The organism is Streptomyces sp. WI03-4A, assembly GCF_033792105.1.
GTDB lineage: Bacteria > Actinomycetota > Actinomycetes > Streptomycetales > Streptomycetaceae > Streptomyces > Streptomyces collinus_A.
Genome location: NZ_JARAUO010000027.1, coordinates 80219 through 98407, shown reverse-complemented (window position 1 = coordinate 98407; position 18189 = coordinate 80219). Strand labels below are relative to the sequence as shown.

Sequence of the window (18189 nt, the reverse complement as noted above, 5' to 3'; positions counted from 1 at the left end):
CCCCCGACGCCCAGTTTCCGCAGCCCCAGCGTCCGGCTGTCCCACCATCACCGGCCCTCGGAGCGCGGCTCACACCCCCGACGCCCGGCCGCGCCCAGTCTTCTGGCCCTCCCGCCTCCGGGCCCCCGGGGCCCGGCTTCCCGATGCTCGACGCGACCCGGCCTGCAATGCCGCCCGCACGCCCACCCTCCCCGCCCTCCGCCGTCGCTCGCACCGGCCACCAGTGCACGCCGCTGCGGGGCCAGCACGCCAGCCCCCAGCCCCCCTCATGCCGCGTCCGTGACCGGCTCGGGGGTCGTCGGCGTGGGCGGGGGGTCGGTCGGAGGTGGGACCTGGGTCGTTCCTCTGCGGAGCAGGAGGAGGGCCGCGTCGTCGTGGAGGCGGCCGCCGACGTGGGTCAGCAGTTCGTCGTGCAGGGCGGTGAGGGTGCGGGCCGGTTCCTCGCAGACATGGCGGGCCACGCCCTCCGCGAGCGGGTAGAACGCGCGGGAGTGATCGCGGGCCTCGGTGACGCCGTCCGTGTAGAGCAGCAGTTGGTCGCCGTCGGCGAAGGGCAGGCACTGCAGGCGGGGCGACTCGCCGGAGAGGGCGCGCAGGCCGAGCGGCGGCGCGGGGTGGGTGGGCTCCACCGGCGCGACCTCCCGGGACGCGGATATCAGCAGCGGCGGCGCGTGTCCGCAGTTGACGACCTCGAGACGGCCAGGACGCGGGTAACCGGCGACCACGGCGGTGACGAAGTCGTCGGGGCCGAGGTTGCGCGCGAGGCTCCGCTCGATGCGGCCGACCACCTCCAGGAGGTCGGGCTCGTCGTAGGCGGCCTCGCGGAAGACGCCGAGCACGAGGGCGGCGGTGCCGACGGCGGGCAGCCCCTTGCCGCGTACGTCGCCGACGATCAGCCGCACCCCGTACGGGGTGGACACCAGGGCGTAGAGGTCCCCGCCGATCCGCGCCTCCGCCGCCGCGGCGCTGTAGCGCACGGCCACCTGGAACGGGCCGACCGTCTCCGGGACGGGCTTGAGCAGGGCGTGCTGGGCGGCCTCCGCGACCGAGCGGACCGCGGCGAGGACTCGTTCCCGGCGCCCGCGCAGCCCGCTGGCCAGACCGCTGGCCGCGGTGACGGCCAGCAGGGCGGCCAGCACGGCGGCCAGCTCATGGCCGGGCACCTCGTCCCGCAGGCCCTGCGCCGCGCCCAGCACCCCGGCCAGCAGTCCGACGCAGAGCACCCCGCGCGGCCCGTTGGTGGTCGCCGCCAGCGCGGGTCCGGCCGCCAGCAGCGGCAGCCAGACCACCCCGGCACCTCCGACGACGCCGACGAGCACGACGACGGCCACGACCAGGACCGGGAGGACCGGCAGACCGGGCAGGACCGGCGCGACGGCGGCGAACTGCTCGGCGGCGCGGCGGCGCGCCGTCGCCCGGCGGGCCGACGCCCCGTGGATCGTCGCCCGGCGGGCCGCCGCCCGGTGGATCGCCGCCCGGCGGGCCGCCGGCAGGGGGCCGGTCCACCGGTGTCCGGACGACCGTGCCGGCCCGTGCTCGCTGCGATGGTGTCGGGCCTGGATCATCTCTCGTCCGCAGTCCTCACCTGTACGGGGCGCATGCCCGGAATGACCGTTTCACCTAGGAAACGGGCTGGGCCGGGCGCCCCACAAGGCGCGGAATTTCAGATAGTGAGCGACAGGCCCCTCGTCACCCGGTCCGCGGCCGGGAGCAGCCGGGCCCGGATGTCCTGGAGCCGGGCGTGGCGCTCCACCGGCAGCGAGACGCCGAGCGAGCCGATCATGTCCCCGCTGTACACGGGCACGGCGACGCACACCGTGCCGAGCGTGTACTCCTCGAGGTCGGTCACCGCCGGCGCCAGCGGGGAGTCCTCCAGCCTGCGGAGCAGTTCCGTGGCGCTGGTGACGGTCCGCGGGGTGAGGTCGGCCAGGTGATGCCGGGAGAGGTAGTCCCGGCGGGACTCCCGGTCCATCTCCCGCAGCACGCACTTGCCGAGCGCGGTGGCGTGTCCGGCGTCCTCGAAACCCACCCAGAGGTCGACCCTCGGCGTCCGGGGGCCGTCGACGATCTCGGCGACCCTGATCTCGCCCTCCTCGTAGAAGGTCAGGTAGGTGGCGGTGGCCAGTTCGTCCCTGAGGGCGGCGAGGGCCGGACGGATCCGGCTGAGCAGCGTCTGCGCCCGGCCGGAGGCGTGCAGCGACTTGAGCCGGTCGCCGAGGACGAAGCCGCCGTCGTCCAGCTTGCGGACGTATCCGTCGTGGACCAGGGTGCGCAGCAGGTGGTAGGCGGTGGCCAGGGGCAGGTTCGTCTCCCGTGCCAGCTGCTTCGCGGGCGCGCCGTTCTCGTGCGCGCTCACCGCCTCCAGCAGGCGGAAGGCCCGCTGCACGGAGGTGATCAGCGTGGGTCCGCCGTCCGCGCTCATACGAACAGCGTCCTCCGGGCACCCGGCACCGGCAAGGCAGGGGCCGTGCGCCTCCCTGTCAGACCCGGTGGCCCGGTCAGACCGGGTGGCCCCCGGCGGCCGGCCGGCGCTGGACGCTCGCCTCGTCCGCCGGGGTGATGCGGGCCGGGCCGTCGACGTCGGGGCCCTCGTCCTCGTTGAACCCGGTGTCCGTGATCCGGGCGGTCACCCACAGGGCCAGGTCCTGCGCGGCCTGCCCGGACAGCCCTCCGTGCTCCCACCCTTCGCGGGCCCGGCGGGCCGCGTCCGCGTCATGGCGCTCGGTCTCCCGCAGCCAGACGGGCACGAGCCGCTCGACCACCCGCCGGTCGGCCGGGGACGCGTCCCGCTGTGGCCGGTGTGCGGTGCTCATGGGGGCCGGGTTCCCGAGGGACGGCGGGTCGTACCGTCCCGCCCGCCCCTTCCCGCTACGGGCCCGGTCGGCCCGGTCATGGCGTGGAGGGCGCCAGGACCGTACGGCAGTCCTGCCACGCCTCGGCGCTCAGCAGGTGCCGGACGCGGGTGAACACGGTGAGGAGTCCGGGTCCCCACTGCTCGCGGAAGGCGGGGCCGAGGCGGGCGAGGTCGAGTTCGTTCGCGGCCGACAGCTCGGCGAAGTCACGCCGTGCCCGGGGCTCCGGGAGGTGGGGGGCGCCGGTGAAGCGGTCGTGGAAGGCGCCGTCGGGCCGGCCCAGGTCCGGGTAGGTGGCCCCACGGTCGCAGGAGGCGTACAGGTGGACGATCGCCTCGGCCTCGGGGCCGATCACCGCCACGAGGTCGGCACGGCGGTCCAGGGGCAGCAGTGCGGTGGGAAATCCGTCGGTGCCGTAGAACGCGTGGCAGAGACCGGCGAGCCGGAGGGCGGGCCGCGCGCCCCACGTCCCGAGCAGCTCCCGCACGCGCAGCAGGTGGGCGAGCAGCGTGCCGCCGGGGTGCGGGACGTCCTCGGCGCCGAGTTCGCGCAGCAGGGCGACGGCGCGGTCGGCGGCGGTGGCCTCGGTCTGCGGTGGCGGCGGGTGCGGGTTCACGGCTCGCGGGTCCTTCCTGTCACGGGACGATGCCGGGGCGGAACTTGGGAATCTGGACGGTGATCTTCGTGCCGGCGCCGACCCCGGTCTCGATGACGAGGCCATGATCGTCGCCGTACACCTGGCGCAGGCGCATGTCCACGTTGCTCAGGCCGATCCCCGCGGAGGGGTCGCCCCGGCCGCGCAGGAGGTCGCGCAGCCGCTGCGGCTCCATGCCGACGCCGTTGTCCTCGATGACGACCCGGGCCTCCGTCCCCTCGTCCTCCGCGACGATCGTGATGCGGCCACGGTCCACGGACTCCTCGAGGCCGTGCTTGAGGGCGTTCTCGACGAGGGGCTGCAGGCAGAGGAACGGGAGGGTGACCGGCAGTACCTCGGGGGCGATGCGCAGGGTGACCTCGAGGCGGCGGCCGAAGCGGGCGCGGGCGAGTTCGAGGTACTGCTCGATCGAGCGCAGCTCGTCGGCCAGGGTGGTGAAGTCGCCGCCCCGGCGGAAGGAGTAGCGGGTGAAGTCGGCGAATTCCAGGAGCAGTTCGCGGGCGCGCTCGGGGTCGGTGCGGACGAACGAGGCGATGCTCGCGAGCGAGTTGTAGACGAAGTGCGGGGAGATCTGGGCGCGCAGGGCACGTATCTCGGCCTCGATGACGCCGGAGCGGGCCCGGTCGAGTTCGGCGAGTTCCAGCTGTACGGAGACCCAGCGGGCCACCTCGGCGGCGGCGCGGACCATGACGGCGGACTCCTCGTCGCCGAACGCGGCGAGGGCGCCCGGGGCGCGGCCGTCGACGCCGAGTGGTGCGAGGACGCCCCAGCGGACCGGGCAGGTGTCGTTGCCGCAGGACAGCGCGAAGGTCTGGGCACGTCCGGTGCGCAGCACGTGGGCGAGGTGTGCCTCGGTCTCGGCGCGGTGGTGGTCGCCGACGCCGTCCCAGGCGAGCACGGACTCCTCGTCGGTCAGGGCGAGGGCGACCGTGCCGAGCAGGGGGCGCAGCCGCCGGGCCGCCTTGCGGGCGGTCTCGGGGGTGAGGCCGGCGCGCAGCGGCGGTGCGGCGAGCGAGGCGGTGTGCAGGGTGTGGAAGGTGGCCCGTTCGACCGGGGTGCCGGGACCCGCCGGGTTCTCGTGCTGCCGGCGGGCGCCCGCGTGACCGAGTGCGGCGCCGAGGGCGAACAGCGCGAGCGCGGCGAGCGCCAGCACGACGCACCCGAGCGCGCTCATGCGGCGGGCTCCGGGCCGGGATCGCGCGGGTCGGGGGCGTGCGGGCCGGGGTCGTCCGGGTCGGGGTCGGGGACGCCCCGTTCGGTTCCGTGCGGTTCGGGATCGTAGGGGTGCCGCGTGACCGCCCTCCTCCCGGAATCGCGCCGTTCGGTCTGCCGCCCCTCCTGCCTCCCCGCCTGCCTCCCCGCCTGCCTCCCGCCTCCCCCGCCCGTCGCCTCCGGCAGGTGCAGGCGGGCCATCGTGGCGGACGCGCTCGCGGGGGTGCGGACGCGGGTGGCCAGGGAGGTCAGGACCATCGCCGCGAAGCCGACCGGGACGGACCAGACGGCGGGCCAGGCCAGCAGGGTGTGCAGCAGGCCGGAGCGGGCGCCGCCGGCGATGGTCACCGTGACGGCGGTGAGCGCCGTGCCGCCGCCGAGGAGCAGCCCGGCGATCGCGCCGGGCGGGGTGAGTCCGCGCCACCAGATGCCGAGGACGAGCAGCGGGCAGAACGAGGAGGCGGACACGGCGAAGGCGAGGCCGACCGCGTCGGCCACGGGCAGGTGGCTGACGACGGTGTTGGCGGCGGTGGGCACCGCGATCGCCGGCAGGGTCGCGAGCCGGTGGTGCCGGATGCCGAGGGCCGGCAGCACGTCCTGGGCGAGCACGCCGGCCACCGACATGGTGAGCCCGGAGACGGTGGACAGGAACGCCGCGCAGGCGCCGCCGGCGACGAGCGCGCCGAGCAGGTCGCCGCCGACACCGCCGATCAGCCGCTGCGGCAGGACCAGGACCGCCGCGTCGGCGTCGCCGGTCAGCAGCAGGTCGGGCGCGTACAGCCGGCCGAGCACGCCGTAGAGCGGGATGAGCAGGTAGAAGGCGCCGAGCAGGCCGAGCACGGCGACGGTGGTGCGGCGGGCGGCGCGGCCGTCGGGGTTGGTGTAGAAGCGGACGACGACGTGCGGGAGGCCCATGGTGCCGAGGAAGGTGGCGAGGATCAGGCCGTAGGTGGCGTAGAGGCTGTGCTGTTCGCGGCCGGCCGCCAGCGGGTTCGCCCAGCCGGACGCGGCGGCCCGGCCGTCCCCGGCGGCGGGCAGCGGGACGCGGGCGCCGGGCGGGAAGCGCAGGGTGGTGGCGGGGCCGATCCGGTGCGGGCCCGGGTCGAGGGTGAGCGGGCCGCCGTGCAGGGCGCGTCCGTCGACGGTGCCGGTCGCCGTGATCCGCACCGGCTCCTGGACGGTGAGGCGCAGCGTGGCGTCGGTGCGCACCTCGGTGGAGCGCTGGAAGACGGGGCGTTCGTCCCAGGCCGGGGCCGGGGCGTGGTCCGCACGCCAGGCGAGCAGCAGGAACACGGCGGGCACCAGCAGCGCGGTGAGCTTCAGCCAGTACTGGAAGGCCTGGACGAAGGTGATGCTGCGCATGCCGCCGGAGGCCACGGCCACCGTCACCACGGCGGCCACGACCAGGCCGCCGAACCAGCCGGGCGCACCGGTGAGCAGCCTCAACGTCAGTCCGGCGCCGCGCAGTTGGGGCAGCAGGTAGAGCCAGCCGACGCCGACCACGAGGACGCTCGCGATCCGGCGGACGGCCCGGGACTCCAGGCGCGCCTCGGCGAAGTCCGGGAGGGTGTAGGCGCCGGAGCGGCGCAGCGGGGCGGCGACGAAGGCGAGGAGGACCAGGAAGCCGGCGGTGTAGCCGATGGGGAACCACAGCATGTCGGCGCCGTGCGCGAGGACGAGTCCGGCGACGCCGAGGAAGGACGCGGCGGAGAGGTACTCGCCGCTGACGGCGAACGCGTTGAGGCGGGGCGGGACACTGCGGGAGGCGACGTAGAAGTCGGTGGTGGTGCGCGAGACGCGCAGGCCCAGCGCGCCGACGAGCACCGTGGCCAGGACCACGGCCGACACACCGGCGACTGCGTACGTCTGGTTCAACGCCCGGTCACGTCGCCCTCGTTGCGCTCGGCGCGGCGGACGTACCAGATTCCGGCGGCCAGCAGGGCCGGGTAGGGGGCGACGCCCAGCACGAGCCAGACGGCGAGCGGGGCGTCCGGGCGGGTGCCGGTCCGGCCGAGCACCCGCAGGGTCAGGGGCAGCAGGCCGAGGGAAGCCGCGAGCAGGGCGGTCGCCGTGAGGGCCGCGCGCATCTGACGGCGCATCAGCCGCGCTACGGCGGAGTCGGAGGCCGGTGCGTGGCCGGTCCGCTCGGGCGGCCCCGCCGGGCGGGGCCGGGGGCGGGCGGCGCGGTCGGTGCGGGGCCGCGCGGTGACCACCTCTCTGCGTGGGACGGATTCCGCACCCATGACGCACTCCCCGACGCCGCGGTGATCACCTGTGTTGCCGCGAGTGTACGCAGCGTGCCTTCGGTGAGGTAGCCGAAGGACGAGGTTCGGCACCCGCCCGGCCCGGCGTGCGGGGCGGGTTCAGCGCGCGCCCTGGGCGTGGCGGGCCAGCAGGTCGCGCAGTTCCCGGGCGTTGCGCCGGCTGACGGCGAGGACCCGGTCGCCGATCCTGACGCTCAGGTTGCCGCCCTCCAGGCGGAGTTCCTCGATACGGCCGAGGGCCACCAGGCGGCTGCGGTGGATGCGCACGAAGCCGCGGGAGCGCCACTGCTCCTCCAGCGTGGACAGCGCGACCCGCACCAGGTGGCTGCCGCGCGGGGTGTGCAGCCGGGCGTAGTCGCCCTGGGCCTCGACGTAGCTGATGTCGGCGATGGGCACGAACCGGGTCACCCCGCCGAGTTCCACGGGTACCTGGTCGACGAGGCCGCCGGCCGGCCCCTGTCCGGCCCGGCTCAGTTCGGCGACGCGCCGTACGGCCTCCGCGAAGCGCTCCTTGCGCAGGGGCTTGAGGAGGTAGTCCACGGCCTTGAGGTCGAACGCGCGCAGGGCGAAGTCCTCGTGGGCGGTGACGAAGACGATCAGCGGCGGGACGGCGAACCCGCCCAGCAGGCCCGCCAGTTCGAGGCCGCTGAGGCCGGGCATGTTGATGTCGAGGAAGACGACGTCGACGGCCTCGGGCGCGTCCGGGCCGGCCCGCAGGGCCCGGTCGAGCAGGTGCAGCGCCTCGCGGGCGTCCAGGGCGGGCAGGACGGTGCCGATCCGCGGGTCCTCGCCCAGGAGGTACAGCAGTTCCTCCAGCGCGGGTTCCTCGTCGTCCACCGCGAGTGCGCGCAGCGCCACCGGGACCTCCTCGTCCTCGCCTCCGTACGGACACCGGCAGGCCGTGCCCGGCAGCATCCTCGGCCCCCGGGCCGCCGCCGTCGAGTCCCCGGCTCAGTCCGGCAGTCGCATCCGTACCCGCTCCCCCGGTCCGACGCGCACCACCCGGTCCGGGAGCCGGAAGTCGATGGGGGCGCGGCCGGAGCAGGGCGGCATGGTGGCCTCCAGAAGGCCGGACCCGAGGCGCAGTGCGACGCCCCAGTTGCCCCGGTAGCGCAACGAGAAGCCGTAGGAGGAGAGTTCCGGGAGGTGGACCGGGTCGAGCCAGAGCTTGCCGTCCCGGGTCTCCAGGCCGGTCAGGCAGCGCTGGACGAGGTCCAGGGTGCCGGCCATGGCGCCGAGGTGGATGCCCTCGCCGGTGGTGCCGCCCTGCACGTCGGCGATGTCGCCGCGCAGGGCCTCCTGGACGAAGCCCCAGGCGTCGGTGCGGCGGGCGCGGGCCAGGATCCAGCCGTGGACCAGGCCGCTGAGGGTGGAGCCGTGCGAGGTGCGGTGCAGGTAGTGGTCGACCGTCGCGGACCAGATGTCGTCGTCGAGTCGGTGCCCCAACCGGGTGAACAGGGAGCGCAGTTCGTCGGGTGCGAACAGGTAGCCGAGCATCAGCACGTCGGCCTGTTTGGAGGCCTTGTAGCGGTTGACGGTGTCGCCCTCCGCCTCCAGGATCCGGTCGAGGCGCCGGATGTCGCCGTACCGGGCGCGGTAGCCGTGCCAGTCCAGTTCGGCGAGGTCGCCGTAACCCTCGAACTGGCTGATCACCCCGTCGTGGAAGGGCACGTGCAGGGTGCGGGAGACCTCCTCCCAGCGGGCGGTCTCGTCGTCGTCCAGGCCGATGCCCTCGGTGAGTTCGCGGCGGCGCGGCTCGGGCAGGACGCGCAGCAGGTCCAGGGCGCGGGCGAGCACCCAGGCGGCGGTGACGTTGGTGTACGCGTTGTCGTCCAGGCCGGGCCGGTCCGCGTCGGGGTAGGCGTCGTGGTACTCGTCGGGGCCGACGACGCCGCGGATGCGGTGCCGGCCCAGGTGCTCGTCGTAGACGGTCGAGTCGGCCCAGAGACGGGCGATCAGCAGCAGCATCTCGGCGCCCTCGGTGTGCAGGAAGCCGGTGTCGCCGGTGGCCTCGCAGTACTGCCACACGTTGTAGGCGACCGCCGAGCCGACGTGCCGCTGCAGCCGCGTGTGATCGGGCAGCCAGCGCCCCGAGCGGGGGTTGAGGTGCAGGCGCTGGGTCTCCTCGCGGCCGTCGCTGCCGCTCTGCCACGGGTACAGGGCGCCGCGCAGGCCGGCCTCGCGGGCGGCGTGGCGGGCCGCGTCCAGCCGGCGGTAGCGGTAGTGGAGCAGGGCGCGCGAGACCTCGGGCAGATGGAGGTTGAGGTAGGGCAGCACGAACAGCTCGTCCCAGAAGACGTGTCCGCGGTACGCCTCACCGTGCAGTCCGCGCGCGGGCACGCCGACATCGAGGTCGGCGGTGTGCGGGGAGAGGGTCTGCAGCACGTGGAACCGGTGCAGGCGCAGGATGCGGCCCGGGTCGCCGGGGACGTCGAGTTCGGCCCGGCGCCAGAGCTGTTCCCAGGCCGTGGCGTGCGAGGCGAGCAGGTCGTCGAAACCGGGCGCGGAGGCGGCCCGGTCGACGGCGGCACGCAGCGGGTCGCTGAGGGCGGGGTCGTGGGAGGTGTGCAGGGCGACGGTCTTGTCGACGGTGACCGTGCGGCCCGGTGCCAGGGACAGCCGCAGGTGCTGGACGGCCCGGCGGGCCTCGTGGGCGTCGGTCACCGGGGCGCCGCCGGCGCAGAGCCGGGCGGCGACGCCGACGACGATGCCGGAGGTGCGGGTGCGGCAGCGCAGCCACATGGTGCCGCCGGGTGGGTCGCTGCCCGTCTCCACGTGGGTGAGGTGCCGGCCGTCCAGGTCCTGGTAGCGGGCCACGCCGGAGTTGGTGACGCCGCCGTCGAGCGCGGTCTCGACGGCGAGTTCGACGGTGCCGCCCTCGGCGGTGAGGTCGGTGCGCAGGGCGGCGAGGCAGGGGTCGGCCATGTGGACGAGGCGGAGCTGGCGGACGAGGAGGCTGACGCCGTCGCCGAGCGGGTAGCGGGTCCGGCGTTCCAGGACGCCCGGGTCCAGGTGGAGGGCGAGGTGGTGCTCGGCGGGCGGGACGGTGTCCGGGGTGAGCCAGTCCCCGGCGACGGGGCGCAAGCGCAGCGGCAGCCAGTTCGGGAGGTTGACCATGTCCTCGTTCTCGACCAGGCGCCCGGCGACCTCGGAGGTGAGCCGGTTGTAGCAGCCGGCCGCGTAGGTGCCGGGGTAGTGCACGGCGTCCGCGGCGCACTCGGGCAGCGCGCCGCGGGTGGCGAAACGGCCGTTGCCGACGGTGCACAGGGACTCGCGCAGGCGTTCCTCGGCGGGGTCGTAGCCGTCGTACTCCCACAGCAGTCCGGTCACCGCGCCGGTCCCCCTTCCCGCCTCTCGGGGCCTCGTGGGTGCGTCACCGCTCGGACAGCAGGCCGGTGAGGATCCGGTCCGGGGTGAGCGGCAGCTCGCGGAAGCGGATCCCGGTGGCGTGGTGGACGGCGTTGCCGAGGGCGGCCGCGGTGCCGACGATGCCGATCTCGCCGATGCCCTTGCTGCCCATGGGGTTGAGGTGGGGGTCGTCCTCCTCGATCCAGGCGGCCTCGATGTCGGGCACGTCGGCGTTGGCGGGCACGTGGTAGGAGGCGAGGTCGGCCTCCGGGAAGTCGCCGAAGGCGGTGTCCATGGTGCTGCCCTCGGTGAGCGCCATGCCCAGGCCCATGGTCATGGCGCCGACGAACTGGGAGCGCGCGGTGCGGGCGTTGAGGATGCGTCCGGCCGCGTAGACGCCGAGCAGCCGGCGGACCCGGATCTCACCGGTGACGGTGTCGACGGTCACCTCGGCGAAGTGGGCGCCGAAGGCGTGCCGGGAGTAGGGGCTGTCGGCGTCGGCCCGGCCCGCGGTGTCGGCGCGGGCCGTCAGGCCCTTGGCGGGCAGCGGGCCGCTGTGGCCGGCGAGGCGGGACGCGAGCCGGGTGCACGCCTCGTGCACGGCCCAGCCCCAGGAGGCGGTGCCGGAGGAGCCGCCCGCCAGCGGGGCCGGGGGCAGGTCGCTGCGGCCCACCTCGGTACGCACCCGGTCCAGCGGCGCGCCGAGCGCGTCGGCGGCGATCTGGGCCAGCACGGTACGGGCACCGGTGCCGATGTCGGCCGCGTTCAGCCGGACGACGAAGGTGCCGTCCGGAAGGGCCTGCGCGCTGGCGGTGGAGGCGCCGATCTGGAACGGGTAGGTCGCCGCGGCCACACCGGTGCCGAGGAGCAGCGGGCCCTCGGCACGGGCGGCCGGGCGCGGGTCGCGGGTCTCCCAGCCGAAGCGGCGGGCGCCCTCGCGCAGGCAGGCGACGACGTTCCGGCTGCTGAACGGCTGTCCGCCGGCGGGCTCGTGGTCCGGTTCGTTGCGGATCCGCAGCTCCACCGGGTCGATGCCGAGCGCGCCGGCGAGTTCGTCCATGGCGGATTCCAGCGCGTACATGCCGGGCGCCTCACCGGGGGCGCGCATCCAGGACGGGGTGGGCACGTCCAGCGGCACCACGCGGTGGGAGCTGCGCAGGTGCTCGGTGGCGTACATGACACGCGCGGGCAGCCCGGCGTACTCCACGTACTCCTTGACGCGGGAGGTCTGGGTGGTCACCTCGTGCAGCAGGGTGGTGAGGTGGCCGTCCGCCGTGGCGCCGAGCCGCAGCCGGTTCAGGGTGGGGGCGCGGTGGCCGACGACGGTCGGCATCTGGTGGCGGGGGTAGGCCAGGGTGACGGGCCGGCCGGTGCGGCGCGCGGCCATGGCGGCGAGGACGACGTCGGGCCGCGGGGTGCCCTTGGCGCCGAAGCCGCCGCCGACGTGCTCGCCGACGACCGTGATCCGGTCCTCGGGCAGTGCGAACAGCTCGGCGAGTACGGAGCGGACGGTCGTGCCGCCCTGGGTGGAGGTGTACACCGTGAGCCGGTCGCCGTCCCAGACGGCGGTGGTCGCGTGCGGCTCCATGGGGTGGTTGTGCAGGGGCGGGACCCGGTAGTCGACGTCCACGCGGACACCGGCCGCCGCGAACGCGCCCTCCGGGTCGCCGAGTTCGAACCGGCCCGGCTCTCCGCCGGCCTTCTCCGGCTCGTAGGCGTCCGGGTGGTCGGGGCGGAGCCGGACGTCGTGGTCCTCGGTGGCGTAGGTGACGCGGACCGCCCGGGCGGCGGCGCGGGCCGTCTCCAGGGTCTCGGCGACGACCAGGGCGACGCACCAGCCGCGGTGTGGCACCCGCGGGTTCTGCAGCACGGCGAGGGTGCCGTCGTCCGACGGGCCGAGGCGGGGCGCGTCACTCGGGGTGAGGACGGCGAGGACACCGGGCAGGACGAGGGCGGCCGTGGTGTCCACGCCGGTGACCCGGCCCCGGGCCACGGCGGCGGGCACCGGCCAGGCGTGGGCCCGGCCGGGCAGCGGGTACTCGGCCGCGTAGCGGGCGGCGCCGGTCACCTTCAGCAGCCCTTCGCGCCGTGCGGCGGGAGCGCCCAGCGCTCCGCTCGGGCCGCCGCCCGAGCCGGCAGCGGCGGTGCGGTCGTCGCCCGGGGGCGTGTCCGGGTGTGTGTCCGGGGGCGCGTCCCGTCGTACGCCCGGCTGTGTGTCAGCAGGCGTGCCCCGCCCGGCCGGACCTTCGGGGTCGTCCCGGGACGGCTCGGTGTACGACAGGCCGTCACCCTCGCCGGGGACGTCGGCCGGCAGCCCGGTGCGCGCCATCGGGTCGTCCCGCGGGTCCCTGGGGTGGTCCCCGGGCAGGCGGTGGCGGGGGTTCTCCTGGGGCGGGCCGATGGGGGGCATGGGGGCCTCCTTGGGCGGGCCGGACCCGGTCGACCGGGCCGGTGCGGTGCCGGGGCCTGGGGTCAGGCCGGTGCGGGTGCCGGGGCGAGGCGGTTGAGGACGTCCAGGGCGAGGTTGTGCGCGAGGGGCACCTTGTAGGCGTTGTCGCGCAGGGGTTCGGCGCGGTCGAGTTCGAGGTCGACGGCGCCCTCGAAGGCGGCCGGGGTGGCCGCGGCGCCCAGCAGGGCCGTCTCGGCGTGCCGGGCCCGCCACGGTTTGTGGGCGAGGCCGCCGAAGGCGAGCCCCACCCGGTCCACGACCCCGTCGACGACCCGGAGCACGACGGCCACGGAGGCCAGCGCGAAGGCGTACGACGCCCGGTCGCGGGCCTTGCGGTAGGCGGAGGGCACACCGGCGGCGGCCGCCGGGAGCAGCACCCCGGTGATCAGCTCGCCGGGGCGGATCTCGGTGTCGCGCTCGGGGTGCACGCCGGGCAGCCGGTGGAAGTCGGCGACCGGCATGGTGCGTCCGCCGTCGGGGCCGTAGAGCTCGACCCGGGCGTCGAGGGCGGTCAGTGCCACGGCCATGTCGGAGGGGTTGGTCGCGATGCAGTCCGGGGAGTGGCCGAGGACGGCGTGGTCGCGGTGGACGCCGTCGCGGGCGCCGCAGCCGCTGCCCGGCTCGCGTTTGTTGCAGGGCTTGTCCACGTCCTGGAAGTAGGCGCAGCGGGTGCGCTGGAGCAGGTTGCCGCCGGTCGTGGCCGCGTTGCGGAGCTGTCCCGAGGCGCCCGCGAGGAGTGCCTGGGAGAGCACGGGGTAGCGGTCGCGCACCAGGGGGTGGGCGGCGAGGTCGCTGTTGCGGACGGTGGCGCCTACGCGCAGGGCGCCGTCGGGCAGTTCCTCGACGGTGTCGAGGGGCAGCCGGCCGACGTCGACGAGGACGGTGGGCCGTTCCACGCCGAGTTTCATCAGGTCGACCAGGTTGGTGCCGCCGGCGAGGTAGCGGGCGCCCGGGTGGGCGGCGAACGCCTCGACGGCCTCCTGGACACTGCCGGGCCTGAGGTAGCCGAAGTCCTTCACCGGATCACGTCCTCCACTGCCTCGACGATGCGCGGGTAGGCGCCGCACCGGCACAGGTTGCCGCTGAGCCGCTCGCGGATCTCGGCCCGGTCGAGCGGCACGGGCCGGCCGGAGGGGGCGGCGGGGTCGGTGACGTGCGAGGGGTGGCCGGCCGCCGCCTCGGCGAGCATGCCGACGGCGGAGCAGATCTGGCCGGGGGTGCAGTAGCCGCACTGGAAGGCGTCCCGGTCGAGGAAGGCCCGTTGCAGCGGGTGCGGCTGCTCGCCGTCACCGGCGAGGCCCTCGACGGTGGTGACCTCGCTGCCGTCGAGGGTGACGGCGAGCAGCAGGCAGCTGTTGAGACGGCGTCCGTCGACCAGGACGGTGCAGGCACCGCACTGGCCGTGGTCGCAGCCCTTCTTGGACCCGGTGAGGTCGAGGTCCTCGCGGAGCAGGTCCAGCAGGACCCGCCGGTGGTCGACGAGCAGGGTGTGGGGTTTGCCGTTGACCCGGAGGGTGATCTCCGAGCGCGGGCCGGGCCGGTTGTCGCTGGTCATGGCAGTGAGGGCCTTCCGGACGGGCCTGGACGCCTGCAGTACCGCGTATCCAGACTGCCGCACCTCACACGTTTCAGCCCGCCTGGGTGGTCCCCGCGGACCCGGTCATCCGGCCGGTGACGTCCGCGGTGTCGCCGGCGGGCGGGGCGGTGACCTTCACGTCGGTGCCGAAGTCCGTCAGACGCACCTCGGTCGTGCTGGTGACCCGGGTGTTCCCGTGTCCCGGGGTGCGCTGCTTCAGGGGGTGCAGGGTCAGCCGGACGCGCTCCTGGCGCAGCCGGCCCTGTCCGTCCAGCCACACGTCGACCGGCAGCGGGCCGGTCCCGAGCTGCCGGCGCAGTTCCTGTTCCCGTCCGGCGTCGCCGCGGGCCAGGACGGAGACGGGGACCGCCACCCGGTAGTGGGTGGTGCGGGTGCCGTCGAGGGTCTGGTCGGCGACGCGGGTGACCTTCGCGCGGCCCGTGTCCTTGAGGTAGCGCACGGGCTCCATGGGGTCGGTGGGACGGCTGCGCCCGGCCGGGCCGGTGCGGCCGAGCCGGGCGAGGTCGATCTTCATCCAGGTCTTGCCGCCGGGTACGGCGCCACGCTGAGCCCCGGTGGGCTTCTGGTACACGGCGCCGTCGACGACCCGTTGCTCGACCGTGGTGCCCTGCGAGGTCAGGTCGAAGCGGCTGGCGCCGTCCTTGAGGTCGGCGACGCCGCTGCCGTGCCCGGTGAGTGCCTGTCCCTCGGCGACGACCTTGCTGGTGACCGTCATCCTTGCGGTGCCGGCGGCCAGGGTGGCGCGGTAGGCGTTCTGGACGGCGCGGGCGGGCGGGGTCGCCGCGCCCCGCACGTCCCCGGCCGGTCCGGAACCGTCCTCGCTGCCGCAGCCGGTGAGTGCGGCGGCGAGGACGAGCGCGGTGACGGCGCTCGCGGCTTGCGTCTTCGGCACGGTGGGGCTCCTCCCGGGTCGGGTCGCGGCTCGCGCGCGCGACCCGACCCGGTTTCCCCGCCCGCGGCCGGTCACGCCTCAGGTCGTGTCCGCAAGGTCCCGTCGTCCGCCCGTGGGGCAGGCGGGACTTCGCGGACACGGCCTAGGGGTAGCGGGCCGGATTCGCCACGTTGGTGGCCGAGTTGGAGGGTCCTCCGGTGTTGTTGACGACGTGGCCGATGATGCCGGTGCCACCCAGCGAGACGGTGACCATGCTGGTGAAGCGGACACCGGGGGTGTTCGGGGCCTCGATGGCGTGGGCGGCGGTGACGGCGGGGTTGACGTGGAAGTAGCAGTAGCTGCCCAGGCCGTAGGCCTCGTGCGTGGTGACGGAGTCGGCGACCTTGTAGGCGGCCCGGCCCTGGGTGGAGCCGTTGGTCCAGGCGGCCTGGTTCGGCGGCGCGCCAGATCCACAGGTGGTCGCCGATCACGTGGTCGCTGTTGACGACGATGCGACGACGTTCGGGCCGAGGTCGGGGTTGGCGGCGGACTGGGTCACCGGGACCACCTGGAAGCGCTGGGCGGCGGTGCCGTTGCAGTCGTAGAGCTGGACGGGGGTGCCGTCGGCGGAGTTCGCCCCGGCGACGTCGAGGCACTTGCCGGCGAGGCCGGTGCCGGTGGCGGCCTGGGCCGGGGAGGCGGTGAGCAGGCCGGTGGCGAGGGACGCGGTGAGCGACAGCGCGGCGAGCGAGGCGGCCGCGGGCAGGGGTCGGGCCATGTGCGGGGGTGGCCTTCCGTGTGGGGGGTGGCCGGACGCGGGTGCGCCCAACACCTGGGTGGGGCACGGGCGTCGAGTGCGTCCGGAGTCTTTGATTAAGGCGTGAAGTTAAAGGTACGGACCACTGGCGTCAAGGGGGTGGGCAGCCCCGCGCCGCCCACCCCCCGGTGTCCCGAACCGCCGTGCGGCCGCCCGTCAGACCGCCGGCACCTCGCCGTCCCGCTCGGCGAACTGCGTTCGGTGCAGCTCCGCGTACCGGCCGCCCGCCGCGAGGAGTTCCTCGTGCGTGCCCCGCTCCACGATCCGGCCGGCCTCCACGACGAGTATCTTGTCGGCGGCCCGGACGGTGGACAGCCGGTGCGCGATCACCACGGCGGTGCGGCCTTCCAGGGCCTCGGTCAGCGCCTCCTGCACCGCCGCCTCCGAGGTGTTGTCCAGGTGCGCGGTGGCCTCGTCGAGGATGACCACGCGCTGGCGGGCCAGCAGCAGCCGGGCGATGGTCATGCGCTGGCGTTCGCCGCCGGAGAGCCGGTAGCCGCGCTCGCCGACCACGGTGTCCAGACCGTCCGGCAGGGACCGTACGACCTCGGCGAGGCGGGCGCGGCCGAGCGCGTCCCACAGCTCCTCGTCGCCGGCCGCCGGGCGGGCCAGCAGCAGGTTGGCGCGGACGGTGTCGTGGAAGAGGTGGCCGTCCTGGGTGACCATGCCGAGGGTGGCGCGCAGCGAGACGGCGGTCAGGTCGCGGACGTCGACGCCGCCGATGCGGACGGCGCCCGCGTCGGCGTCGTACAGGCGCGGCAGGAGCTGGGCGATGGTGGACTTGCCGGCGCCCGAGGAGCCGACGAGGGCGACGGTCTCGCCGGGTTCGGCGCGGAAGGAGATGCCGTGCAGGACCTCGGCGCCACCCCGGCTGTCGAGGGTGGCGACCTCCTCCAGGGAGGCGAGGGAGACCTGGTCGGCCGACGGGTAGGCGAAGCGTACGTCGTCGAACTCGACCGCGACCGGGCCCTCGGGGACCGCCACGGCGTCCGGCTTCTCCTCGATCAGCGGCTTGAGGTCGAGCACCTCGAAGACCCGCTCGAAGCTGACCAGCGCGCTCATCACCTCGACCCGGGCCCCGGCGAGCGCGGTGAGCGGGGCGTAGAGCCGGGTCAGCAGCAGGGCGAGGGAGACCACGGCGCCCGCCTCAAGGGTGCCGTGCAGCGCGAACCAGCCGCCGAGGCCGTAGACGAGGGCCAGCGCGAGGGCCGAGACCAGGGTGAGGGAGGTGATGAACACCGACTGGGCGGTCGCGGTGCGCACCCCGATGTCACGGACCCGGCGGGCCCGGGCGGCGAACTCGGCCGACTCCTCCTCGGGGCGGCCGAACAGCTTGACCAGGGTGGCGCCGGGCGCGGAGAAGCGTTCGGTCATGCGGGTGCCCATGGCCGCGTTCAGCGCGGCCGCCTCCCGCTGCATGCGGGCCATCCGGCTGCCCATGCGCCGGGCGGGCAGCACGAACACCGGCAGCAGCACCAGCGCGAGCAGGGTGATCTGCCAGGACAGGGTGAGCATCACGGCGAGCGTGAGCAGCAGCGTGACCAGGTTGGTCACCACACCCGAGAGCGTGTTGGCGAACGCCCGCTGGGCGCCGATCACGTCGTTGTTGAGCCGGCTGACCAGCGCGCCCGTACGGGTACGTGTGAAGAACGCGACGGGCATGCGCTGCACATGATCGAACACGGCCGTGCGCAGATCCAGGATGAGGCCCTCCCCCAGCGTCGACGACAGACGCCGGCCGAGGACGCCGAGCCCCGCCTCGGCGAGCGCGACGAGCGCGATGAGCAACGAGAGCCGCACCACGGTCCGGGAGTCGTGGCCCGCCACGATCGCGTCGACGACGTGGCCGGCGAGCACCGGGGTGGCCACGGCGAGCAGCGCGGTCACCACCCCGAGCAGCACGAAGCGGACGATGCCCGCCCGGTGCGGACGGGCGAAGTCGGCGATGCGGCGCAGCGTGGCGCGGGCGAAGGGGCGGCGCTCCTGCTGCGCGTTCATCACGCTGTGCAGCTGCGTCCAGGCGGTGGTCTCCATGCTCATGGGAGAGAACGTACGACCTCAAGCAACCTTGAGGTCAAGGAACGCCCGGCTTCGCTCGGCCCAGGGGTGGCGCGGGCGCGGCCG

The 18189-nt window shown here is 75.1% G+C and carries 15 protein-coding genes and 1 pseudogene; all 16 read right to left on the bottom strand.

Annotation, left to right across the window (positions count from 1 at the left end):
* Positions 1 to 266: 266 nt before the first annotated feature.
* Complete coding sequence (locus PV343_RS25300; protein WP_415923513.1) at positions 267 to 1565, bottom strand: PP2C family protein-serine/threonine phosphatase; 1299 nt, start codon at positions 1563 to 1565, stop codon at positions 267 to 269.
* 98 nt (positions 1566 to 1663) lie between these two features.
* Positions 1664 to 2422 (bottom strand): IclR family transcriptional regulator, encoded by a 759-nt coding sequence (locus tag PV343_RS25295; protein ID WP_319149249.1) that lies wholly within the window; start codon positions 2420 to 2422, stop codon positions 1664 to 1666.
* Positions 2423 to 2498: 76 nt separating this feature from the next.
* Positions 2499 to 2813 carry a hypothetical protein gene (locus PV343_RS25290; protein ID WP_319149248.1) on the bottom strand — a complete coding sequence of 105 codons (315 nt, stop codon included), beginning with the start codon at positions 2811 to 2813 and terminating at the stop codon, positions 2499 to 2501.
* 76 nt (positions 2814 to 2889) lie between these two features.
* Entirely contained in the window at positions 2890 to 3468 is a 579-nt protein-coding gene (locus PV343_RS25285) for a DUF6817 domain-containing protein (protein ID WP_319149247.1), read from the bottom strand.
* 19 nt (positions 3469 to 3487) lie between these two features.
* On the bottom strand, positions 3488 to 4681 hold the full coding sequence (locus PV343_RS25280; protein ID WP_319149246.1) for a sensor histidine kinase: 1194 nt from the start codon (positions 4679 to 4681) through the stop codon (positions 3488 to 3490).
* Positions 4678 to 6594, bottom strand: coding sequence for a cation acetate symporter (locus tag PV343_RS25275; RefSeq protein WP_319149245.1), 1917 nt, complete (start codon positions 6592 to 6594; stop codon positions 4678 to 4680). The genes PV343_RS25280 and PV343_RS25275 overlap by 4 nt, the downstream gene beginning before the upstream one ends.
* Positions 6591 to 6962 carry a hypothetical protein gene (locus PV343_RS25270; protein ID WP_319149244.1) on the bottom strand — a complete coding sequence of 124 codons (372 nt, stop codon included), beginning with the start codon at positions 6960 to 6962 and terminating at the stop codon, positions 6591 to 6593. The genes PV343_RS25275 and PV343_RS25270 overlap by 4 nt, the downstream gene beginning before the upstream one ends.
* A 120-nt stretch (positions 6963 to 7082) precedes the next feature.
* Positions 7083 to 7841, bottom strand: coding sequence for a LytR/AlgR family response regulator transcription factor (locus tag PV343_RS25265; RefSeq protein WP_319149243.1), 759 nt, complete (start codon positions 7839 to 7841; stop codon positions 7083 to 7085).
* A gap of 93 nt (positions 7842 to 7934) precedes the next feature.
* Positions 7935 to 10313, bottom strand: coding sequence for a glycoside hydrolase family 65 protein (locus tag PV343_RS25260; RefSeq protein ID WP_319149242.1), 2379 nt, complete (start codon positions 10311 to 10313; stop codon positions 7935 to 7937).
* Positions 10314 to 10356: 43 nt separating this feature from the next.
* A complete protein-coding gene (locus tag PV343_RS25255; RefSeq protein ID WP_319149241.1) occupies positions 10357 to 12741 on the bottom strand; it encodes a xanthine dehydrogenase family protein molybdopterin-binding subunit in 2385 nt (794 codons plus the stop codon).
* 62 nt (positions 12742 to 12803) lie between these two features.
* A complete protein-coding gene (locus PV343_RS25250; RefSeq protein ID WP_319149240.1) occupies positions 12804 to 13799 on the bottom strand; it encodes an FAD binding domain-containing protein in 996 nt (331 codons plus the stop codon).
* Positions 13796 to 14335, bottom strand: coding sequence for a (2Fe-2S)-binding protein (locus PV343_RS25245; RefSeq protein WP_319149239.1), 540 nt, complete (start codon positions 14333 to 14335; stop codon positions 13796 to 13798). Before PV343_RS25245 ends, PV343_RS25250 begins: the two co-directional genes overlap by 4 nt.
* 73 nt (positions 14336 to 14408) lie before the next feature.
* Positions 14409 to 15269 (bottom strand): hypothetical protein, encoded by an 861-nt coding sequence (locus PV343_RS25240; RefSeq protein WP_319149238.1) that lies wholly within the window; start codon positions 15267 to 15269, stop codon positions 14409 to 14411.
* Positions 15270 to 15411: 142 nt separating this feature from the next.
* Positions 15412 to 15708, bottom strand: a pseudogene (locus tag PV343_RS25235) (coagulation factor 5/8 type domain-containing protein); the annotation flags it as partial.
* Between the two features lie 27 nt (positions 15709 to 15735).
* Positions 15736 to 16026 (bottom strand): RICIN domain-containing protein, encoded by a 291-nt coding sequence (locus tag PV343_RS25230; RefSeq protein WP_319149237.1) that lies wholly within the window; start codon positions 16024 to 16026, stop codon positions 15736 to 15738.
* 195 nt (positions 16027 to 16221) lie between these two features.
* Entirely contained in the window at positions 16222 to 18105 is a 1884-nt protein-coding gene (locus tag PV343_RS25225; protein WP_319149236.1) for an ABC transporter ATP-binding protein, read from the bottom strand.
* Positions 18106 to 18189: the final 84 nt, after the last annotated feature.